Consider the following 19,676-nt stretch of genomic DNA (forward strand, 5'->3'; position numbering starts at 1 on the left):
TAAAAGTTCTCCGCAGGGTTGTTTGGTGGAGAGTGCTTATCTGGTTGGGGAAATACAAGAAGATGGGCAGATGCCCATTTTTTTTTTGTTGAACCGTTTGTCATGGCTCCGCAAGGGGCCATATATGACTTGAATGCGTGTTTTTGCATGTTGTCGGCGCTCAATGCGGCGCCGTCATGCTGAAAACGGGCCTTATTTCTGGAGAATTTCTTGCAGCAGTTGGGATTAATTGAAAAGACAGTTACAGGTCTGGGCTATGAGCTCGTTGATGTCGAACGTGCCGAGCGCGGACTGCTGCGCGTCTTTATTGATTTCAGCGCCGCCGATGCCGCTGAAAAAGGTCCGATCACCGTCGAAGACTGTGCCGCGGTGAGTCACCAGTTATCGCATGTGTTGACGGTAGAGAACGTTCCTTACGAGCGTCTCGAGATTTCTTCCCCGGGTCTGGATCGTCCGGTGCGCAAGCTGGAAGACTTTGTCCGTTTCGCAGGCCAGGAAATCATCGTCAAGCTGACTGTGGCGATGCCGGGTACGAACAACCGGAAATCGTTCCAGGGGATCTTGCAAGAACCCGTGGGCGATAAATTGTCGTTGGAATTTGAAGGTAAGGATGGTCCGGCGATGTTGGAGTTTACGCTCGCCGATGTGGATAAGGCACGCTTGGTGCCGCAGGTGGTTTTTAAGGGACGCAAAGCATGAGCCGCGAAGTTTTATTATTGGTTGACGCGCTGGCGCGCGAAAAAAACGTCGATAAAGATGTCGTCTTCGGCGCCCTCGAATTCGCGTTGGCGCAAGCCACGAAGAAACGGTATGAGGGTGAGGTAGACATCCGCGTTTCGATCGACCGCGAAACGGGCGAATTCGAATCGTTCCGCCGCTGGCACGTGGTGCCCGATGAAGCGGGCCTGCAATTGCCGGATCAGGAGATCCTGCATTTCGAGGCAAAAGAACAGATTCCCGATATCGAAGTCGATGACCACATCGAAGAGCCGATCGAATCCGTTGAATTCGGCCGCCGTTTCGCCCAGGATACCAAACAGGTTGTCCTGCAGCGCGTGCGTGATGCCGAACGTGAACAGATCCTGGTCGACTTCCTGGAACGCGGCGATTCGCTCGTCACCGGTACTATCAAGCGCATGGAACGTGGCGATGCCATCGTCGAATCGGGCAAGATCGAAGCGCGTCTGCCACGCGACCAGATGATCCCGAAAGAGAATCTGCGTATCGGCGACCGTGTCCGTGCATACATCTTGCGCATCGACCGCAACATGCGCGGCCCGCAAGTGATTCTGTCGCGCACCGCGCCAGAATTCATCATGAAGCTGTTTGAACTGGAAGTGCCGGAAATCGAGCAAGGCATGCTGGAAATCAAATCCGCAGCCCGCGATGCCGGCGTACGCGCCAAGATCGCCGTCTACACGGCCGACAAGCGCATCGATCCGATCGGTACTTGCGTTGGCATGCGCGGTTCGCGCGTGCAGGCTGTCACCGGCGAACTCGGTGGCGAACGCGTCGACATCGTGCTGTGGTCGGAAGATCCGGCGCAGTTCGTCATCGGCGCCCTGGCGCCGGCGAACGTGTCGTCGATCATGGTCGATGAAGAAAAACACGCGATGGATGTCGTCGTGGACGAAGAAAACCTGGCAATCGCAATTGGCCGTTCCGGCCAGAACGTGCGCCTGGCCTCGGACCTGACCGGCTGGAAGATCAACATCATGACGGCCGAAGAATCGGCTGACAAAGCTGCCCAGGAAACGGCTGCCGTGCGCATCCTGTTCATGGAAAAGCTCGATGTCGACCAGGAAGTGGCCGATATTCTGGTGGAAGAAGGTTTCGCCAGTCTGGAAGAAATCGCTTACGTGCCAATTTCCGAAATGCTGGAAATCGAATCGTTTGACGAAGATACCGTCAATGAACTCCGTACCCGTGCGCGTGATGCGCTGGTTACCGAAGCAATTGCTTCGGAAGAGGGTCTGGAAGGCATGGACGAGGCGTTGGTAGGTCTGGAAGGCATGGACCGCATCACCGCCGGCAAGCTGGGTCTGGCTGGTATCAAGACCGTTGAAGCATTTGCAGCACTGGCATACGACGAATTTGGCGCAATCCTGGCCTTGTCTGCGGACCGTGCGCGTGAACTGATTACAAGTGAATTTAAAGATGTGACCGACGATGAGATGAAGTTGGTTGACTCGAAATATGACGATCGTGCCAAGGCGTTGCAAGCCAAGGCATGGAGTCTGGCCGAATCCGCAAAGGCTTAATTTGAGTATCTTTATCATCTCCGCGACACATAGAAAAGAGGACTGAATGGCGAGTAACAACGTAGCCCAATTTGCCACCGAACTGAAGATGCCTGCAGATTTGCTGCTGACGCAGCTGCGTTCTGCCGGCGTCGAGAAAAGTTCGACGTCAGATCCATTGTCGAAAGATGATAAGGACAAGCTTTTGGATCATCTGCGCCGCACACACGGCGCAGCGGCTGACACAGAAAAGAAAAAAATCACCGTGACCCGCAAGGAAACGACTGAGATCAAGCAAGCTGACGCCACCGGCAAATCGCGCACCATCCAGGTGGAAGTGCGCAAGAAACGCACTTTCGTCCAGCGTGACGAAGTTGCGCCGGTCGCAGCAGAACCGGTCGCGCCTGCCGCACCGGTGATCGATCCCGCCGACGTGGCGCGCCGTGAAGAAGATGCCCGTAAACAGGCTGAACTGATCGCCCGCCAGGAAGCCGATCTGCGCGAAAAGCAAGAACGTCTGGCCAAGCTCGACGCGGAAAAAGAAGCCCAGGCGAAAGCCACGCAACAGGCTGAATTGGCTGCGAAGAAAGAAGCTGAAGCGGAAGCGAAGAAGGCGGCTGCCAAGGCTGCTGCCGCGCCTGCCGCCAGTGCCGCTGCGCCTGTCGTTGACGATGCCGCTGCCGAAGCGAAAAAAGCTGCTGCCGCTGAAGAAGCGAAGAAGAAAGCCGCTGCCGCTGCTGTTGCCGCCAAGGAAGCCGCTGACAAAGCGGAAGCTACTGACCGTGCACGCAAGGCTGTGGCCGACGAAGTTGCCCAGATCAAGGCCATGATGAACGCGCCACGCCGCGCCATCAAGGCACCTGAACCCGTACCGGTTCCGGTGAAGCCGAAGGCGCCGGAAGGCACCTTGCACAAGCCTGCTGACAAGAAACCTGGCGACAAGCCGGGCGACAAGAAGCCTGCTGTTGCAGACAAGAAATCCATCAAGTCGGCGAATGTGTCGTCCACCTGGTCCGATGACGCGAAAAAACGCGGCACCACCGGCGGTCCTAAGCCACGCGGTAATAGCGGCCCAGGCGGCCGTGACAGCTGGCGCGGTGGCGCGAAGGGCCGTCGCCCGACGCACCATGACGACCGTGAATCGAACTTCCAGGCTCCTACGGAAGCCGTCGTCAAAGACGTGCACGTACCGGAAACGATCACCGTGGCCGAATTGGCGCACAAAATGTCCGTCAAGGCATCCGAAGTCATCAAGCATTTGATGAAATTGGGCCAGATGTGCACGATCAACCAGGTGCTGGACCAGGAAACCGCCATGATTCTGGTGGAAGAAATGGGCCACAAGGCGTTTGCCGCCGAGCAGGATGATCCGGAAGCGCTGCTGGCCGATGTGGGCGAACACGCGCACTTCGAGTTGAAGCCGCGCGCACCGGTGGTCACCGTCATGGGTCACGTCGACCATGGTAAGACCTCGTTGCTCGATTACATTCGTCGCGCCAAGGTGGCATCCGGCGAAGCGGGCGGCATTACGCAGCATATCGGCGCTTACCACGTCGATACGCCACGCGGCATGATCACCTTCCTCGACACCCCAGGCCACGAAGCGTTTACCGCAATGCGTGCCCGTGGCGCCAAGGCAACCGACATCGTCATTCTGGTGGTTGCCGCCGACGATGGCGTGATGCCGCAAACAAAAGAAGCGATTGCCCACGCGAAAGCAGCCGGCGTACCGCTGGTGGTGGCGATCAACAAGGTCGACAAACCGGGTGGCAACGTGGACCGCGTGACGCAGGAACTGGTCGCCGAGCAAGTCGTGCCGGAAGAATACGGTGGCGAATCGCCATTCGTGCCGGTCTCGGCCAAAACGGGTCAAGGTATCGATGACCTGCTGGAACAAGTGCTGTTGCAAGCCGAAGTGCTGGAACTGACAGCACCGGTCGATGCGCCTGCGCGCGGCCTGGTTGTCGAGGCGCGTCTGGACAAGGGCCGTGGTCCTGTCGCGACGATCCTGGTGCAGTCCGGTACCCTGAAGCGCGGCGACGTGATTCTGGCTGGCTCTTCGTATGGCCGTGTTCGCGCCATGTTGGATGAGAACGGCAAGTCCATCGCTGAAGCGGGTCCTTCGATTCCGGTCGAAATCCAGGGCTTGACGGAAGTGCCGGTTGCCGGTGAAGAAGTCGTCGTCATGGCGGACGAGCGTAAAGCGCGTGAAATCGGGCTGTTCCGTCAAGGTAAGTTCCGCGACGTGAAACTGGCCAAGCAGCAAGCTGCGAAACTGGAAAACATGTTCGACCAGATGGCCGAAGGCGAAGTGAAAAACTTGCCGCTGATCATCAAAACCGACGTGCAAGGTTCGCAAGAAGCGCTGGTTGGTTCGCTGCAGAAACTGTCGACCTCCGAAGTGCGCGTACAAGTTGTTCACGCAGCCGTCGGCGGCATCACGGAATCGGACGTCAACCTGGCAGTCGCCTCGAAAGCGGTCATCATCGGCTTCAACGCCCGTGCTGATGCCCAGGCACGCAAGCTGGCCGAGTCGAATGGCGTGGACATTCGCTACTACAACATCATTTACGATGCGATCGATGAGATCAGATCGGCGTTGTCGGGCATGTTGGCGCCAGAGAAACGCGAAACCGTCATCGGCCAGGTCGAGATCCGCCAGGTTATCCTGGTCTCGAAAGTGGGCGCGATTGCCGGTTGCCTGGTCACCGATGGCGTGGTCAAGCGTGCTTCTTCCGTCCGCCTGTTGCGCAACAACATTGTGGTGTGGAGCGGCGAGATCGACTCCCTGAAACGCTTCAAGGACGATGCGAAAGAAGTTCGCGCCGGTCTGGAGTGCGGCCTGTCGCTGAAGAACTACAACGACATTCAGGTTGGCGACACGCTGGAAGTGTTCGAAGTCCAGGAAATCGCTCGTACCCTGTAATCTCAGCAAGAACAATGGCGCGGACATAGTGTTGTCCGCGCAAACACGTGGGGCGCATTGGTCAACGGGCAACCGTTTGACTCATGCGCCCTGCGGCACTTAGGACAGCATATATCATGGCTAAACATAGCAAAACCATGCCAGCGCGCGGCTTGCGCGTGGCCGACCAGATCCAGCGTGATCTGGCTGAAATCGTCGCCTACGAATTGAAAGACCCGCGCGTGGGCACGATGATCACCATCACCGAAGTGCAGATCACGCCCGATTACGCACATGCCAAGGTGTTTTTCACGATGTTGAAAGACAGCAAGGAAGCCATCAAGAACACCACCGAAGGCCTGATGGCTGCGTCTGGTTTCATCCGTGGCTTGCTGGGCAAGCGCCTGCATATCCACACCCTGCCGATGTTGCATTTCGTGCACGACAGCTCGACTTCGCGCGGCATGGAAATGTCCTTGCTGATCGATAAGGCCAACGCCACGCGCGCGGCGGATGCCGAGCCGGACGAAAAGCCAGCAGACAAAGCGGACGAGCAATAAGCGTGGCAGGTCCGAAGAAACCGCCCGGCATCAAGCGGGTGCGCGACCTGGTCGATGGCGTCTTGCTGTTGGATAAGCCGGTGGGCTGGTCCAGCAACGACGCCCTGATCAAGGCCAAGCGCGTGCTGAATGCGAAAAAAGCGGGCCATACGGGCACGCTGGATCCGTTCGCCACGGGCTTGCTGCCGCTGTGCTTTGGCGAGGCAACCAAGTTCTCGCAGGACTTGCTGGAAGCCGATAAAACCTACGAAACCCTGGTGCACCTGGGGCAGACGACGGATACGGGCGACACGGAAGGCGCAGTGTTGGAAACGCGCGACGTGCATGTGACGCCGGAGCAGATCGAAGCGGTGCTGGCGCAGTTCCGCGGGCCGATTTTGCAGACGCCGCCCATGTACTCGGCCTTGAAACGCGATGGCAAGCCCTTATATGAGTATGCAAGGGCAGGCATCACCCTGGAGCGCGAAGCGCGCCCGGTGACCATCCACAAGCTCGAGTTCCTCGGCTATGAAGCGCCGTTCCTGAAATTGTCCGTGATGTGCAGCAAGGGCACGTACATCCGCGTGCTGGGCGAAGATATCGGCCATGCCTTGGGTTGCGGCGGTCATTTGAACGCCTTGCGCCGCACGCAAGTGGGCAGTCTGACACTCGATGGCGTCGTCACGCTGGACGAGCTGACGGCGCATGCCGCGCCGTTGAGCTTGCTCGCGCCCGTTGATGCCTTGCTGTCGAGTTTCCCGGCAGTCCAGCTGACGCAAGAATTGGCCAAGCGTTTCCTGCATGGCCAGCGTATCGCGCTGGGCAAGGAAGACGTCGCCGTGCCGGTTGAACCGGGCAGGGTGCGCGTGTATCACGACAGCAAGCTGCTGGGTACGGGCCAGTTGCAGGAATACAGCATCCTGGCGCCAGAAAGGCTTATCGCCACGGCGCATCAATAAGTCACAGCAACGTCATCACCCAGCGATACTCTTCAACCAGTGTTGCTTTTTTAAACAAACCGTTCCCGACTGCGGGAGCCGCCAGCATTTTTAGATAGCGTTGCAACGCAACATGCTATACTACGCGGTTCCGGAAATAGATTAGCATTCGGGTATCTCGTACACCTTGTACGCACTCCGCAGTTTTTCAGTAACTACTACGACCATGTCAAATACAAAACGCGCAATTCGTAATATCGCCATTATCGCCCACGTTGACCACGGCAAAACCACGCTGGTGGATCAGCTGCTGCGCCAGTCCGGCACCTTCCGTGAAAACCAAGCGGTCGACACCCGAGTCATGGACTCGAACGACCTGGAAAAGGAGCGCGGCATTACGATTCTGTCGAAGAACTGCGCTGTTGAGTACGAAGGCACCCACATCAACATCGTCGACACCCCAGGCCACGCCGACTTCGGCGGCGAAGTGGAACGCGTCCTGTCGATGGTTGACTCGGTATTGCTGCTGATCGATGCACAAGAAGGCCCGATGCCGCAAACCCGTTTCGTCACGCGCAAAGCGCTGGCACTGGGTCTGAAGCCTATCGTGATCGTCAACAAGATCGACCGTCCAGGCGCACGCCCGGACTGGGCCATCAACCAGACGTTCGAACTGTTCGACAAACTGGGTGCTACCGAAGAACAACTGGACTTCCCTATCATTTACGCTTCGGGCCTGAACGGCTATGCCGGTCTGACCGAAGACGTGCGCAGCGGCGACATGAAGCCGATGTTCGATGCGATCCTGCAACACGTGCCTGTCCGTGATGACAATCCGGAAGGCCCGCTGCAGATGCAAATCACCTCGCTCGACTACTCGTCGTACGTCGGCAAGATCGGCATTGGCCGCGTCAACCGCGGTACCGTCAAGGTCGGCCAGGACGTGCTGGTCATCAACGGTCCAGGCGCCACGCCTGTCAAAGGCCGCATCAACCAGGTGCTGAATTTCAAGGGCCTGGAGCGCGTGCTGGTAGACGAAGCGGTTGCCGGCGACATCTGCCTGATCAACGGTATCGACGAAATCGGCATCGGTTCGACCTTGTGCGCACTGGATACCCCGGAAGCGCTGCCGATGCTGACCGTCGACGAGCCAACCCTGACCATGAACTTCATGGTCAACAACTCGCCACTGGCTGGCCGCGAAGGCAAGTTCGTGACCTCGCGTCAATTGCGTGACCGTCTGGACCGCGAACTGAAAGCCAACGTTGCTCTGCGCGTAGCGCCGACCGACGACGACACGATCTTTGAAGTATCGGGCCGCGGCGAATTGCACCTGACGATTCTGATCGAAAACATGCGTCGCGAAGGTTTCGAGCTGGCCGTATCGCGTCCGCGCGTGGTCTACAAGATGGTCGATGGCGTGCGCCACGAGCCGTTTGAAAACCTGTCGGTTGACGTTGAAGAAGTCAACCAGGGCGGCGTCATGGAAGAGCTGGGCCGTCGTCGTGGCGACCTGCAAAACATGGAATCGGATGGCAAGGGCCGCGTGCGTCTCGAGTATCTGATCCCGGCGCGTGGCCTGATCGGCTTCCAGGGCGAATTCATGACCCTGACCCGCGGCACCGGCTTGATGAGCCACGTATTCAACGAATACGCGCCAGTCGACAACACCCGTGGCGAAATGGCTGGCCGTCGTAACGGCGTGCTGATCTCGCAAGATGACGGCGCCGCTGTTGCCTACGCCCTGTGGAAACTGCAAGATCGCGGCCGCATGTTCGTGGTCCACAACGATCCAGTGTACGAAGGCATGATCATCGGTATTCACTCGCGTGACAACGATCTGGTCGTCAACCCGATCAAGGGCAAGCAGCTGACCAACGTGCGTTCGTCGGGTACCGATGAAGCAGTGCGCCTGGTACCACCAGTGCAAATGTCGCTGGAATACGCGGTGGAATTCATCGCCGACGACGAACTGGTTGAAATCACGCCAAAATCGATCCGTCTGCGCAAGCGCTTCCTGAAAGAAAACGAGCGTAAGCGCGCCGGCCGCGACGCGTAATTGTTGTAGTGGCGTGGCGCTGCGTCGCCGCGCCAACCAGACCCGCTGTGCTTGCATGACCTTGCGGTGATGCGACGCAGCGGGTTTGCCGTTCTGGATTCCCTTTTTGTAGCGAGCGTATTGTGACTGTCCCAACCCTGCCTTCCCGCCGCCTGTCCGTTGCCCCGATGATGGACTGGAGCGACCGCCATTGCCGCAAGTTCCACCGCGAAATCACGCGCCACACCTGGCTCTACACCGAAATGGTGACGACGGGCGCGCTGGTCTACGGCGACGTGGAACGCCATTTGCGTTTTAATGAGGAAGAGCATCCGGTGGCCCTGCAGCTGGGCGGCAGCGACCCGAAGGACCTGGCCACCAGCGCCAAGCTCGGTGAGCAGTGGGGCTATGACGAAATTAACCTCAATTGCGGTTGCCCGTCCGAGCGCGTGCAAAAAGGCGCGTTTGGCGCCTGCCTGATGGCCGAGCCGCAACTCGTGGCCGACTGCGTGAAAGCCATGCGCGACGTAGTCGATATCGACGTCACCGTGAAGCACCGCATCGGCATCGACGACAGCGAGTCGTATGACTTCGTGCGCGATTTCGTGGGCACCGTGGCCGATGCCGGCTGCAAGACATTTATCGTGCATGCGCGCAATGCCATCCTGAAAGGCCTGAGTCCGAAGGAAAACCGTGAAGTGCCGCCCCTCAAGTATGACTATGCCTACCGCTTGAAGCGTGATTTTCCGCAATTCGAGTTCATCATCAACGGCGGCATCAAGACGCTAGCTGAAATCGACCTGCACCTGCAGCACCTGGACGGCGTGATGCTGGGCCGCGAGGCGTATCACAACCCGTACGTGATGGCGCAGTTCGACCAGCGCTATTACGGTGACGACACGCCCGTGAAGACGCGCGAGCAAGTGCTCGAGGCGATGATTCCGTATATTAGTGCGCAGCTGGAGAAGGAAGCGGGGCGGCTGAAGTTGAACAGCGTCACGCGCCACATGCTGGGCCTGATGCAAAACCTTCCCGGCGCGCGCGGCTTCCGCCAAACCCTGTCGGATTCGAAGAAGCTGGCCTCGGGTGACCCGCGTTTGCTGCTGGAAGCGGCGGCGCGATTGTCGCTGCCTGCCTGATGAGCAGCGACTGCCACGGCCTTGCGCACCAGATTGGCGGCTACTTGCTGGCCGTCAGCGCGCTGAAGGATGACGGCAGTCTCTTCATGTGTTCCTATCTGGGCGCGCTGCCGCCGCAGGCGTCCTTTGACGCGCTGTGCCGCGCGCTAAAGATAGCGCCGGACGGCTTGCGCCTGCAGCCGAGCGTGACGGTCGTGTGCAGCGGCGCCTTGTGCACGCCGCGCCAGTGGCTGCTTGAGCGCTTGAACCCGATGAGCGAGGCCGACCGCCAGCCGCTCGACGCGCGTCTGTTCGACGGTTTCGAGCGCGAACTGGCCGAGCTGCTGGGCAGCGAGCCGCACTGGTATCAACTGGTATCGTCGGGCCAGCGCAGCCTGGCCGGTCAATTGGGCGCCATCTGGAGCGTCTTCGTCTTTGGCACAGAGTGCCACGCCTATGTAATGCATTGCAGCTGGGACCGCTGATCCAACTTGTCTATACCGCTGCCCCGGGGCAGTGGTATTGTCCGCACTCCCCCTTCCTCTGAGTACCCCTCCCAAAACGATGTCACTGGCTATGCCATGTGTTGTAAATGCGCTGTTTCGGCGCCCGCCCACACTGTCGTGGGGCATTTCTAAGGGGCAAGAAACGGCGTTGTTGCCATTTCCCCGAAGAAAGTTAATCAGGCATTTATTCAGGTACTTATTGCTTGCTTTGAGGCAAAATTTACACCTATAATTGATTATAGACAAATATTTCTCATATGAATGTTTGATGCTGATCTCACATCAATCGTGTCAGAAATTCAGTGTGTGGGATAAATTTGCATTCGCAGTCACTGGCGTTTTCAGGGCTGTTGTAGACCAGGAAGTACCCCAGGCTGCGTGCGGCCGGATACCGCCAGCATACCAATGGGTAAGGGCGGATACCGGTGTTGCGCGGCCTTCGTCTTGTCGTGCCGGGCAAAAATTCTTATCAATAGTTTCATTTACGAAGAGCCGAAATGAATTTAGCAAAAATGAAGGTTGGTACCCGCCTGGGCCTGGGATTCGCCCTGGTACTGGTTCTGCTGGTGGCCGTGACCGTCCTCGGCATCGCGCGCATGGCGCAAATCCAGGAACGTCTCGATCACGTGATCAATGTCAACAACGTCGTCACCCGCCTGGTGATCGACATGCGTGGCAACGTCAGCGACCGCATTACCTCGCTGCGCATCCTGACCCTGATGACCGACGCGGGCGATATGGAACCGGAAATGGCGCGTATCAAGACGCAGACCAGCACCTATCAGGAAACGCAGAAGAAGCTCGAAGAGAAATTCGCCGTCGAGTCGACTGCTGAAGAAAAAGCCCTGCTGACTTCGATCAAGGAATACGAAGCGGCCGCCATGCCGGCCATCGCCAAGGCATCCGCACTGTGGATGGCCAACGACGCGGAAGGCGCCACACGCGTGATGATCAAGGAAATCCGGCCGGTACAGAAAAAATGGATGGAGGCGCTGGAGCAACTGGCCACCCTGGAAGACAAGCTCAATGAGCAGATGCAATCGGATGCCCGCAAGGCCTTCGACAGCGCGCGCCTGTTCATGATCATCCTCGGCGTACTGGCCGTGGCGATGGGCGTGGCGGCGGCACTGGTGATTACCCGTGGCTTGCTGAAACAGCTGGGCGGCGAGCCTGACTACACTGCATCGATCGCCGGCAGCATCGCCAATGGCGACCTGTCGATCGGCATCCACACCCAGCCTTCCGATACGTCCAGTCTGCTGGCGGAAATGAAGGAAATGCGCGATAGCCTGGTGGGCATCGTCGGCCAGGTACGCGTGGGCACGGAAACCATAGGCACGGCGTCGCGCGAGATCGCCGACGGCAATATCGACTTGTCGTCGCGCACGGAAATGCAAGCCAGCGCGCTGGAAAAAACGGCGTCGGCCATGGAAGAGTTGACCTCGACCGTGAAACAGAATGCGGACAATGCGCGGGAAGCCAACAAGCTGGCCGCCACCGCTTCGGACGTGGCCTTGAAGGGCGGCTCCGTGGTGTCGCAAGTGGTTGACACCATGAGCTCGATCAATGAATCGGCGAAGAAAATTGTCGACATCATCGGCGTCATCGATGGCATCGCTTTCCAGACCAATATCCTGGCGCTGAATGCGGCCGTGGAAGCGGCGCGTGCCGGCGAGCAAGGCCGCGGCTTTGCCGTGGTGGCCTCGGAAGTGCGCAACCTGGCCCAGCGTTCCGCTGGCGCCGCCAAGGAAATCAAGATCCTCATCGACGATTCGGCCGAGAAGACCGAACGCGGTACGCGCCTGGTGGGCCAGGCTGGCGTGACGATGGGCGAAGTGGTCGACAGCGTGCGCCGCGTAACCGACATCATGAGCGAGATCGCCAGTGCCAGCCAGGAGCAAAGCGCCGGCATCGAACAGGTCAACCTGTCGATCATCGAAATGGATGGCATGACGCAACAAAATGCCGCGCTGGTGGAGCAGGCGGCCGCTGCGGCGCAAAGCTTGCAAGACCAGGCGGCCGAACTGGCCCACGTGGTCAGCATCTTCAAATTGGTCGAGGGCGAAGAGAAGCCGGCAGCGTATGTGCCGGCCCCCGTGGCTAGCGCACCCGTCGCCGTGCGCAAGCCGGCGCCGGCATTGCGTCCGGTGAAGTCGCTGACCCGCAAGGCCGAAGCGGCCACTCCCGTGGCTGCTCCTGCTCCTGCGCCACGCAAGGCGGCAGGCGCCGGCAGTAATGACGAGTGGGAAGAGTTTTGAACGTTCTGTATCAATGGCCTGGCGCTTTTCTGGTTGCCGCGCTGCTTTGCAGCGCGAGTGGCGCGGCCCTGGCGGAGGAGGTGCCGCCCGTATTCGATGCAGAACAATGCAAGGTCGCCTATCCGGAGCGTGCCCGGCTGAACAAGGAAGAGGGCGACATTACCTTGTCCGTGCTGGTGACGGCGGAAGGCAAGGTGGCGGATGTGAAGATCGAAAAACGTACCGGCTTCCGCGAGCTGGACAAGGCTGCGGTCATGACCGCTGCTCGCTGTCAATTTGTGCCAGCGAGCAAAGATGGCCGCGTAGTGGAAAGCTGGACCACGGTTCACTATTCCTGGAAATTGTAACTACCGTATTTGATAATAATCATGGGGAAGCACATGTTTGAGAATAAGCGTTTGATGAGTGTTGCAGCAGCCTTGCTGGTGTCCGTTTCTTCCGTCGCCTTCGCGGCCGAGGTACCGGCGTCGTTCGATGCCAAGAACTGCAAGGCCGACTATCCAAAAGCCTCGTTGATGAACGAAGAGCAAGGCACCGTGTCAATGTCCTTCCTGGTGAATGCCGATGGCAGCGTTGCCGATTCGAAAGTCGACAAGAGCAGCGGCTTCAAGAACCTGGACAAGGCCGCCATCAAAGCCTTGTCGGCGTGCAAGTTCAAGCCGGGCACCAAGGATGGCGCCGCGGCGCAAACCTGGACCAAGGTCGATTACGCCTGGAAGCTGGACTGATCCACGCATCGCCGGGAGCGTCGTTCCCGGCATGGCCGTATCCGCTACGGGCGGCGCCTGCAAGGGTGCCGCCCGTTCTGTTATGTGTGCCAGCCAACGGCGTTGTCGCCGCCGATTCTGTTACCCTCGAAACATACCTTCGGGATATCCCACCACAAGAGGCTTACCATGCAGCGCATCCTGACACTCTCCTCCCTGGCCGCCACCGGCTTGCTGCTTTCCGCCTGCGCGTCGCTGGGCACGCCTGCGGGCTTGCAGGCGGGGCAGACCGTGGCCGTCGTGAATAGCCTGAGCTGGGACAATCCCCTGACGGGTAAGCGCGACGGCGTGCGCACCAGCTGGCCTATCAAGGATGGCAAGATTGCCCCTGAATATTTTCCGCTGGCGCAATTGAAGCAATGCGAGGCGGGCGGCAAGTCTTGCGCCTGGGGCGTGATGCGGGCACTGCGCAGCGCACCCACGCTGAGCTTTGTGGACGGCGGCGTGGACCTGGCGTTGAACGTGTTGATCGACGTGGCGCGACGCCAGGATGCGCGCCAGGGCGAGATGCAAACGGCAATGGCGATTCCGCAGGATGTGGCCGCGCTGGCTGGCCGGCAACAGTTGCAGCCCAGCTGGAAATTGAAGTATGGCAAAGTCGAGCAGGTCGAGCTCGATTACGGCGTGCGCTACCAAGTGTGCGTGCAACGCTACGATGCCGCCGGCAAGGTCATCGATACTTGCGCGATTCCATTTATTTGAGGAAACATGCCGCGCGGGCCGCTTGTGGCGGCTTGTGGCGGCTTTGCCACATTTCATGTTGCGGCGTGCGTCGGGGTGTAACAATCGGTAAAAGGGCAGCAAAACACGGCGTAATTTCTTATAGTACTTAATTAAGCTAGTACAGATTAGGAGAATTGCGATGAAAACCCTGTTGGCAGTAATGTCGCTGGCCGCCTTGGGTGGCTGCGCCGTGGCGCCCCCCGGTCCCGCGTATTACGGTTCGCGCGCGCCACAGGGCGCCTACAATCCCTATGAGTGGCACACGGTCTCGTCCGAGCCGGTGCAGTCAGGCCGTGTGATGAGCGCGCCGCGCGTGGAATACACGAATGAACCCGTGTATGTGCAGCGGCAGCCTGTGTACGTGCAGCAGCCCGTGTACATGCCGGCGCCCGTGTACGCGCCGCAACCGTATTATTACAATCCGCCCGTGACGATCGGGCTGGACTTCATGTTTGGCTTTGGGCGCTACGGTGGACACCGCGGCGGCTGGGGCGGCCATGGACGCTACCACGGCCGGCGCTAGACGCTAGCCGCAGACAGCATTGCTAGCAAGTGCGCGTCGTGCTGCGTGAAATGCGCAGCAGGGCGCGCATTGTCATTGGCGGGCGCTGCCGGGAAGCTGAATCAGTGGAAATATACCGAGCTCTGGTGCAGTACGTCCGCCGAGCACAGTATGTACATCGCCGCCGCTGCCAGACCTATTTGCAAGGCGCCAAAGCTGATCGGGATGAGGCGGGACATGTCGTACTCCTGAATGGTGTGAGGTGTTGTCAGGCTTTCATCATAGGATGAGTTGATGCCCTTCGGCATCGGATGAATGTCCGCCACCATGTAGGACAATACCTCGTGCCTGGCGCGCTGCCTTGTTCTCCGGCCGCTTAGCGGTTTTTCCAGCGCACTACAGGCTCTTCCGGCGCCGTGTCAGGCACGTTCGAGATCGCCAGCCAGTGCGTCAGGCGTTCCGGATGCTTGAGATTGATGCCCATGCCATCGATGATGCCGACCTGTTCCAGCATGCGTGCATCGATCTTCGCCTTCGACACCGTGGGCGCTCCCATGACCATGCGGTCATACGCCTTGCGCGCCTTGTGTTCCCACTTGTGCAGATTGCTTTCGTCGAAACGGTTCGCTTCGAAGTACACGGTCAAGGTGCCATCGAGGTTGCCGAAGCCGACAATGCCCGCGCCCTTGCGAATGGTGGTGGTGTTGGCGATGTCAAATTCCGTTGTGGGCACGAAAATGCCGGCGCGGCCATCGATGTCGGGACGTCCCACGGGTGTTTCCTTGCCGTAGGAACTCGTTTCGGTGATGGGTTTTTCTGCTGACATGGTGCGTGTCTGGTGGCCGTGCCGGGAGCACAATCGTGCCCGGCAGCGCCAGTCATCCTGTTCAAAAAATGCGTGCTGATGATCAGGGCGGGGTAGGGGCCCTGGCGGAGCGATGCTTGGCATTGCTTGATACCCCGCTATTGTAGCGTCAATTTAATTCTTCTTGGCAACATTTCCTGAGAATTATGCCCTGGTTTTCCATGAAAAAAGCCGCCCGGCCAGGCGGCGGGGCGGCTGTTGCGCGACGACTGTTCAGATTCAGGCAGCTGTCTTGCGGCGTGCCATGAAACCCAGCAAGCCCAGACCCAGCAGCATCATGGCGTAGCTTTCCGGTTCTGGCACGGCGGCCATCACGGAGACATTGTCCAGGTAGGAGCCGTACGTGGGCGCGGAGACCGGACCGATCGATTCGAAGCGCAGCACGGTCGAGCTACCCAGCGCCGTCAGGTTCTGGTTGTAGCTTTGCCACACACCGCCGGTGTTGCCGACCAGTGCCGTCGGGGTCAGCAGGGTGGAACCCCAGTACACGTTCATCAGGCTGTTAGCGCCGCCAGCCGTATTAGGACGTCCCGAGTAGGCAAACGACAGTGCATACGTGCCGCCGGCGGTGGTGCCGATGGCTTGCGATACGGAGGTCAGCTGGTCGGTATTGAGTTCCAGGTATTGCGTGCCGTTGGCGGCGACGGGATTGAATCCGCCCTGGCCGCCTTGCGTGGCGCCTTTCTGGATTTCAAAGGCCGAGTTGCCGCTGGCCGATGAAGTCCAGCCTGTCACGCTGCTGAGCGGGGCCCAGGCTGAGGCGATGACGTTGTTTTCAAAACTGCCATTGACCACCAGTTCGGTCGCGGCGTTGGCGGCACCAGCGGTGGCCAGGGCGGCCAGTGCGGCGATCTTGAAGAGAGTGGCAGGCGTTTTCATGAGTGATCCGTTTTAGTTGGTTAAAGATTAATTTGATTTTCTAAATGACATTTAAAGAATATCACCAAAACTCACATGAAGAATAGCCGCCAGATAAAAATAAATGCAATTGTGAAATCATTTATATCTACAAGGCAATGAATTTCCATGCTGAATTAATTACAACGTCACTCCAGAGCGAACTGTGCCTTGGTGCTGCTTGCACCACAGTATTTTTGTGACATCAGCGCGTAAAAAAACCTGCATCGTTACAACAACGATGCAGGTTTTTTCATGCCGCAAACGTACGTGGCTGCATATCGTTTCGATAGACACCGCCGCGCGCATGGGATCAAAACGTCAGAACGCCAGGCGTCCTTGCAGGTAGACCATGCGCGGCGCGCCCACCATCTTGCCCAGGTTGCCGTCCGACGTGCGCGTGAAGTAACGCTTGTCGCTCAGGTTGTTGATGCCGGCGACCAGCTCCAGGCCGTTCTGCCCCGGCACTTTCCATTTCACTTGCGTGTTCCAGGTACGGAAGCCGGGAATGGTGCCCAGGTTGCCGGCTGCATTTTCCGCCACGGTGTTGGCTTCGTCGGCGAACTGACGGCTCTGGTGGCTGCTCGACAGGTCGAAACCCCAGGCGCCCAGCTGGTAGTGGGCGCCGACGGTGTCCGTGGTGCGCGAATAGAAGGGCACGTCATTGCCCGCGTTCACGCCATCCTGCAAGGTGGCCTTGGTGTAAGTGTAGGTGGTGTAGGCGTTCAAGCCGGCCAGTGGGCCGGACTTGGCGAAATGGTAGTCGATGGCCGATTCCAGGCCCCGGTGATGTGTGGCGCCCACGTTGTAGAAGACAGCGTTATCGCCGCTGCCGACGGACTGGATCTGGTTATCGAACTTGATGTTGAACAAGGTCGCTTCGGCCGACAGCTGGCCACTCTTCCAGCGCGCGCCCAGCTCGGCCGTCTTGGCCAGTTCCGGCTGCAACGGATTCTTGCTGGACTGTGAGTTCAGCTGCGTATTTTGCACGGCGCCAAACGAGCTGTTGTAGTTGCTGAACAGGGTCACGTTGTTGTTGAGCAAGTAGGCCACGTTCAGCGAGGGCAGGGCCTTGTTGTTGAGCAACTTGATCTTCTGGTCGGTCGGCAAGTGGTTGTAGCGTTCCGTCTTGATGTGTTCGTAGCGCACGCCGGGCGTGATGCGCCAGGCGCCGATGGCGATCTTGTCATCGATATACACGGCCTGTGCATCGGTGGCATTGTCGGCGAAGCGCGTCGGCTTTTGTTGTACGCCGCTGGCGATGACCACGTTGTAGATGGTCTCGTCGGCCCGTTCAACCAGGTAGCGGTAGCCGACGGTGATGTCCTGCGATACCTTGCCCTTGATGAAGCGCTGCGTGTAGCGCGGCTCGATGGCCGTCGTTTCATAGTTGCGCGGCTGGTGGCCCAGGCCCGTGCGTCCGGCATTGATCAGGATGCTTTCGCGCGAACTCTTGTTGTAATAGGCGCGCACTTCCACTTCCTGCGTGCCGGACAGGGCATTCAGGTAGCCGATGTCGAAGGCCTTGCGCTCGCCGTTCCAGTAGTCGGTCGGGCGTGTGTTCTGGAACGGGTCGGCCTTGTACTGGGCGGCGGTCAGGCCGCCCGGCGTGCGCGACGTCACGTTATAGTAGGACAGCTTGCCGTACACCTCGGCCGTCGGGCTCAGGTCGTAGCGGAATTTGAGGGCGAAGTCGTTGACTTTTTCATCGCTGCCCACGCGCCAGTCGCTGCCGCGGATGCCGGAATACAGCACCGCCAGGCCCAGGCCGCTGTCGAGCTGGGTGCCGGCAAAGACGCTGGCTTGCGTGTTGTGGCCCACTTCGCTGTACGCGTTGTAGCGCACGGTGGCGTCGCCCGTGACGCCTGGCGTGGTGGGCACGCGGCGCGTCTTGAAGTTGATGATGCCGCCCACGTTTTGCGGGCCGAAGCGTACGGCGCCGCCGCCGCGCACCACGTCGATCGTCTCGACATTGGCCAAGCTGACGGGCGCGAACGACAGTTGCGGCTGGCCATACGGCGCGACCGACATTGGGATGCCATCGAGCAACACCGTGCTGCGCGGCGAATAGCGACCCGCCAGGCCCCGCACGCCGATATTCAGGGAGATGGCGCTGCCGGCGCTGCCCGAGTTGTCGCTGATCTGCACGCCGGGAATGCGGCGCATCACGTCGCTGAGGCTCGATGCGCCCGAGTTCTCGATGTCATCTTTTTGTACCACCGTGCGGGCGCCGGCGAAATTTTTCGTACTGGCGGCCATGCTAGTGCCCAGCAGGTTGCTGCTGACCTGGATGGATTCGAGGATGGGACCGGTGTTATCGGCTGTATTGGTCGAACTGGCGTCCTGTGCCTGCGCGGCAAGGGATGCGCCCAGGCAGGCAAGGGCAATGGCCAGCGCGCACGGGCGCAGCGAAAAGAGCAGTGGGGAAAGTGTGGCGGCCATGCATGGATCTCCGTAATGACAATGTTTGCGCAGGCAATCAGGCGGCGCGCCAATATTGTGGCGTGGACATCCGGCGCAAGGGGATAAGAATGATAATGATTCTCATTTTATCCGTCAATCGCGCAAACTGCGTAGGGCCGGCTTTCGCCGGGGCATGGAAGGAAATGTTGCTGGCGCGGTACAGCGGGCGGCCAGGATTGCCGCTTGGCACCATTGCTGGGGTGCGGCGGCATTCCACGTGCTCTTGTATACTCCCGCTTTTGCAGCCGTCAGACGTGAAGGTACAATGAGCCAGACAACTGAAACGACACCAGGCAATTCCTCCGTGGAACGCCGCCAGGGCGACCAGCCGGCAAGTGCTGCGCGCAAACTCAATCTGCTGGTGGTCGACGATAACCAGGAAGTGGGCGAAGCGCTGGCCATGCTGCTCGAAGCGCTGGGCCACCATGCGGTGGTGGTGCGCAACTGGCAGATGGCCGTCGAGCAAGTCAAGCTGTGCGTGCCCGACGCCGTCTACCTCGATATCGAGATGCCCGGCATCAGCGGCATCGAAATCGGCCGCCGCCTGCACCACCATCCCGAGACGGCCAATGCCGTGCTGATCGCCGTCACGGGCCACAGCCTGCCCATGTATATGGACGATGCGTTGGCCGTGGGTTTCCGCCACTTCCTCGTCAAACCCGTGCGCCTGGAAGACCTGGCGACGACGGTGCAGTCGGTGCTGGCGGGCTAGGTTTACGCGTCATCAAGCACTGCCTGGCGAGCCTTTGCTTACCTAGTTTGCTTGGGATTAAGCTGCCCCGCTTGCACGAAGAGGCTCCGTCCCGCAGGTGCCGGGATTATCTCCCTATGCCATGCGCAAGCATACGCACGGCTTCCGCACCGGTGTCTCTCTTTGCGTTCGCACAATTCTTGTTCCGAACGTGTTGCTATTGGCT

Annotated in this window: 18 protein-coding genes; 14 read left to right on the top strand and 4 right to left on the bottom strand. The window is 59.3% G+C overall.

What is annotated here, in order from left to right:
• Nucleotides 1-210 precede the first annotated feature (210 nt).
• The 13 genes from rimP to ACQ4W7_RS17180 all read left to right on the top strand — a co-directional run bounded on the left by rimP (nt 211) and on the right by ACQ4W7_RS17180 (nt 14,555).
• Nucleotides 211-699 carry a ribosome maturation factor RimP gene (rimP, locus tag ACQ4W7_RS17120; protein ID WP_426074316.1) on the top strand — a complete coding sequence of 163 codons (489 nt, stop codon included), beginning with the start codon at nt 211-213 and terminating at the stop codon, nt 697-699.
• Nucleotides 696-2,261 carry a transcription termination factor NusA gene (gene nusA / locus ACQ4W7_RS17125; protein WP_086144982.1) on the top strand — a complete coding sequence of 522 codons (1,566 nt, stop codon included), beginning with the start codon at nt 696-698 and terminating at the stop codon, nt 2,259-2,261. Before rimP ends, nusA begins: the two co-directional genes overlap by 4 nt.
• A gap of 46 nt (nt 2,262-2,307) precedes the next feature.
• Nucleotides 2,308-5,166 (top strand): translation initiation factor IF-2, encoded by a 2,859-nt coding sequence (infB, locus tag ACQ4W7_RS17130; protein ID WP_426074317.1) that lies wholly within the window; start codon nt 2,308-2,310, stop codon nt 5,164-5,166.
• A 116-nt stretch (nt 5,167-5,282) separates the two neighbouring features.
• Nucleotides 5,283-5,705: a 30S ribosome-binding factor RbfA gene (gene rbfA / locus ACQ4W7_RS17135; RefSeq protein WP_034782531.1), complete on the top strand. Its 423-nt coding sequence runs from the start codon at nt 5,283-5,285 to the stop codon at nt 5,703-5,705.
• Between the two features lie 2 nt (nt 5,706-5,707).
• Nucleotides 5,708-6,643 (top strand): tRNA pseudouridine(55) synthase TruB, encoded by a 936-nt coding sequence (gene truB / locus ACQ4W7_RS17140; RefSeq protein ID WP_436531972.1) that lies wholly within the window; start codon nt 5,708-5,710, stop codon nt 6,641-6,643.
• A gap of 205 nt (nt 6,644-6,848) precedes the next feature.
• On the top strand, nt 6,849-8,681 hold the full coding sequence (typA, locus tag ACQ4W7_RS17145; protein WP_426074319.1) for a translational GTPase TypA: 1,833 nt from the start codon (nt 6,849-6,851) through the stop codon (nt 8,679-8,681).
• Between the two features lie 167 nt (nt 8,682-8,848).
• Complete coding sequence (gene dusA / locus ACQ4W7_RS17150) at nt 8,849-9,799, top strand: tRNA dihydrouridine(20/20a) synthase DusA (RefSeq protein WP_436532165.1); 951 nt, start codon at nt 8,849-8,851, stop codon at nt 9,797-9,799.
• Complete coding sequence (locus tag ACQ4W7_RS17155) at nt 9,799-10,263, top strand: hypothetical protein (protein ID WP_436531974.1); 465 nt, start codon at nt 9,799-9,801, stop codon at nt 10,261-10,263. Before dusA ends, ACQ4W7_RS17155 begins: the two co-directional genes overlap by 1 nt.
• A 518-nt stretch (nt 10,264-10,781) precedes the next feature.
• Nucleotides 10,782-12,542, top strand: coding sequence for a methyl-accepting chemotaxis protein (locus tag ACQ4W7_RS17160; protein WP_436531976.1), 1,761 nt, complete (start codon nt 10,782-10,784; stop codon nt 12,540-12,542).
• Complete coding sequence (locus ACQ4W7_RS17165; RefSeq protein WP_436531978.1) at nt 12,539-12,889, top strand: energy transducer TonB; 351 nt, start codon at nt 12,539-12,541, stop codon at nt 12,887-12,889. The genes ACQ4W7_RS17160 and ACQ4W7_RS17165 overlap by 4 nt, the downstream gene beginning before the upstream one ends.
• Before the next feature lie 33 nt (nt 12,890-12,922).
• The gene (locus tag ACQ4W7_RS17170) at nt 12,923-13,270 is read left to right on the top strand and encodes an energy transducer TonB (RefSeq protein WP_426074322.1); all 348 of its coding nucleotides are present in this window, start codon (nt 12,923-12,925) and stop codon (nt 13,268-13,270) included.
• A 168-nt stretch (nt 13,271-13,438) separates the two neighbouring features.
• A complete protein-coding gene (locus ACQ4W7_RS17175) occupies nt 13,439-14,011 on the top strand; it encodes a hypothetical protein (protein WP_436531980.1) in 573 nt (190 codons plus the stop codon).
• 160 nt (nt 14,012-14,171) lie between these two features.
• Entirely contained in the window at nt 14,172-14,555 is a 384-nt protein-coding gene (locus ACQ4W7_RS17180) for a hypothetical protein (RefSeq protein ID WP_426074324.1), read from the top strand.
• A gap of 101 nt (nt 14,556-14,656) precedes the next feature.
• Here ACQ4W7_RS17180 and ACQ4W7_RS17185 read toward each other — a convergent pair whose 3' ends face one another.
• The 4 genes from ACQ4W7_RS17185 to ACQ4W7_RS17200 form a co-directional block, all read right to left on the bottom strand.
• On the bottom strand, nt 14,657-14,872 hold the full coding sequence (locus tag ACQ4W7_RS17185) for a hypothetical protein (RefSeq protein ID WP_426074325.1): 216 nt from the start codon (nt 14,870-14,872) through the stop codon (nt 14,657-14,659).
• Between the two features lie 38 nt (nt 14,873-14,910).
• Nucleotides 14,911-15,360 carry a hypothetical protein gene (locus tag ACQ4W7_RS17190; RefSeq protein ID WP_426074326.1) on the bottom strand — a complete coding sequence of 150 codons (450 nt, stop codon included), beginning with the start codon at nt 15,358-15,360 and terminating at the stop codon, nt 14,911-14,913.
• Nucleotides 15,361-15,618: 258 nt separating this feature from the next.
• Nucleotides 15,619-16,278: a DUF642 domain-containing protein gene (locus tag ACQ4W7_RS17195; RefSeq protein ID WP_426074327.1), complete on the bottom strand. Its 660-nt coding sequence runs from the start codon at nt 16,276-16,278 to the stop codon at nt 15,619-15,621.
• A gap of 339 nt (nt 16,279-16,617) precedes the next feature.
• Entirely contained in the window at nt 16,618-18,738 is a 2,121-nt protein-coding gene (locus tag ACQ4W7_RS17200) for a TonB-dependent receptor family protein (protein ID WP_436531983.1), read from the bottom strand.
• Nucleotides 18,739-19,024: 286 nt separating this feature from the next.
• Between ACQ4W7_RS17200 and ACQ4W7_RS17205 the strand changes: the two genes are divergently transcribed.
• Nucleotides 19,025-19,471 (top strand): response regulator, encoded by a 447-nt coding sequence (locus tag ACQ4W7_RS17205; RefSeq protein WP_426074329.1) that lies wholly within the window; start codon nt 19,025-19,027, stop codon nt 19,469-19,471.
• Nucleotides 19,472-19,676: the final 205 nt, after the last annotated feature.

It is taken from the genome of Janthinobacterium algoris, from assembly GCF_051380935.1.
In the GTDB taxonomy this organism is placed as follows: domain Bacteria; phylum Pseudomonadota; class Gammaproteobacteria; order Burkholderiales; family Burkholderiaceae_D; genus Janthinobacterium.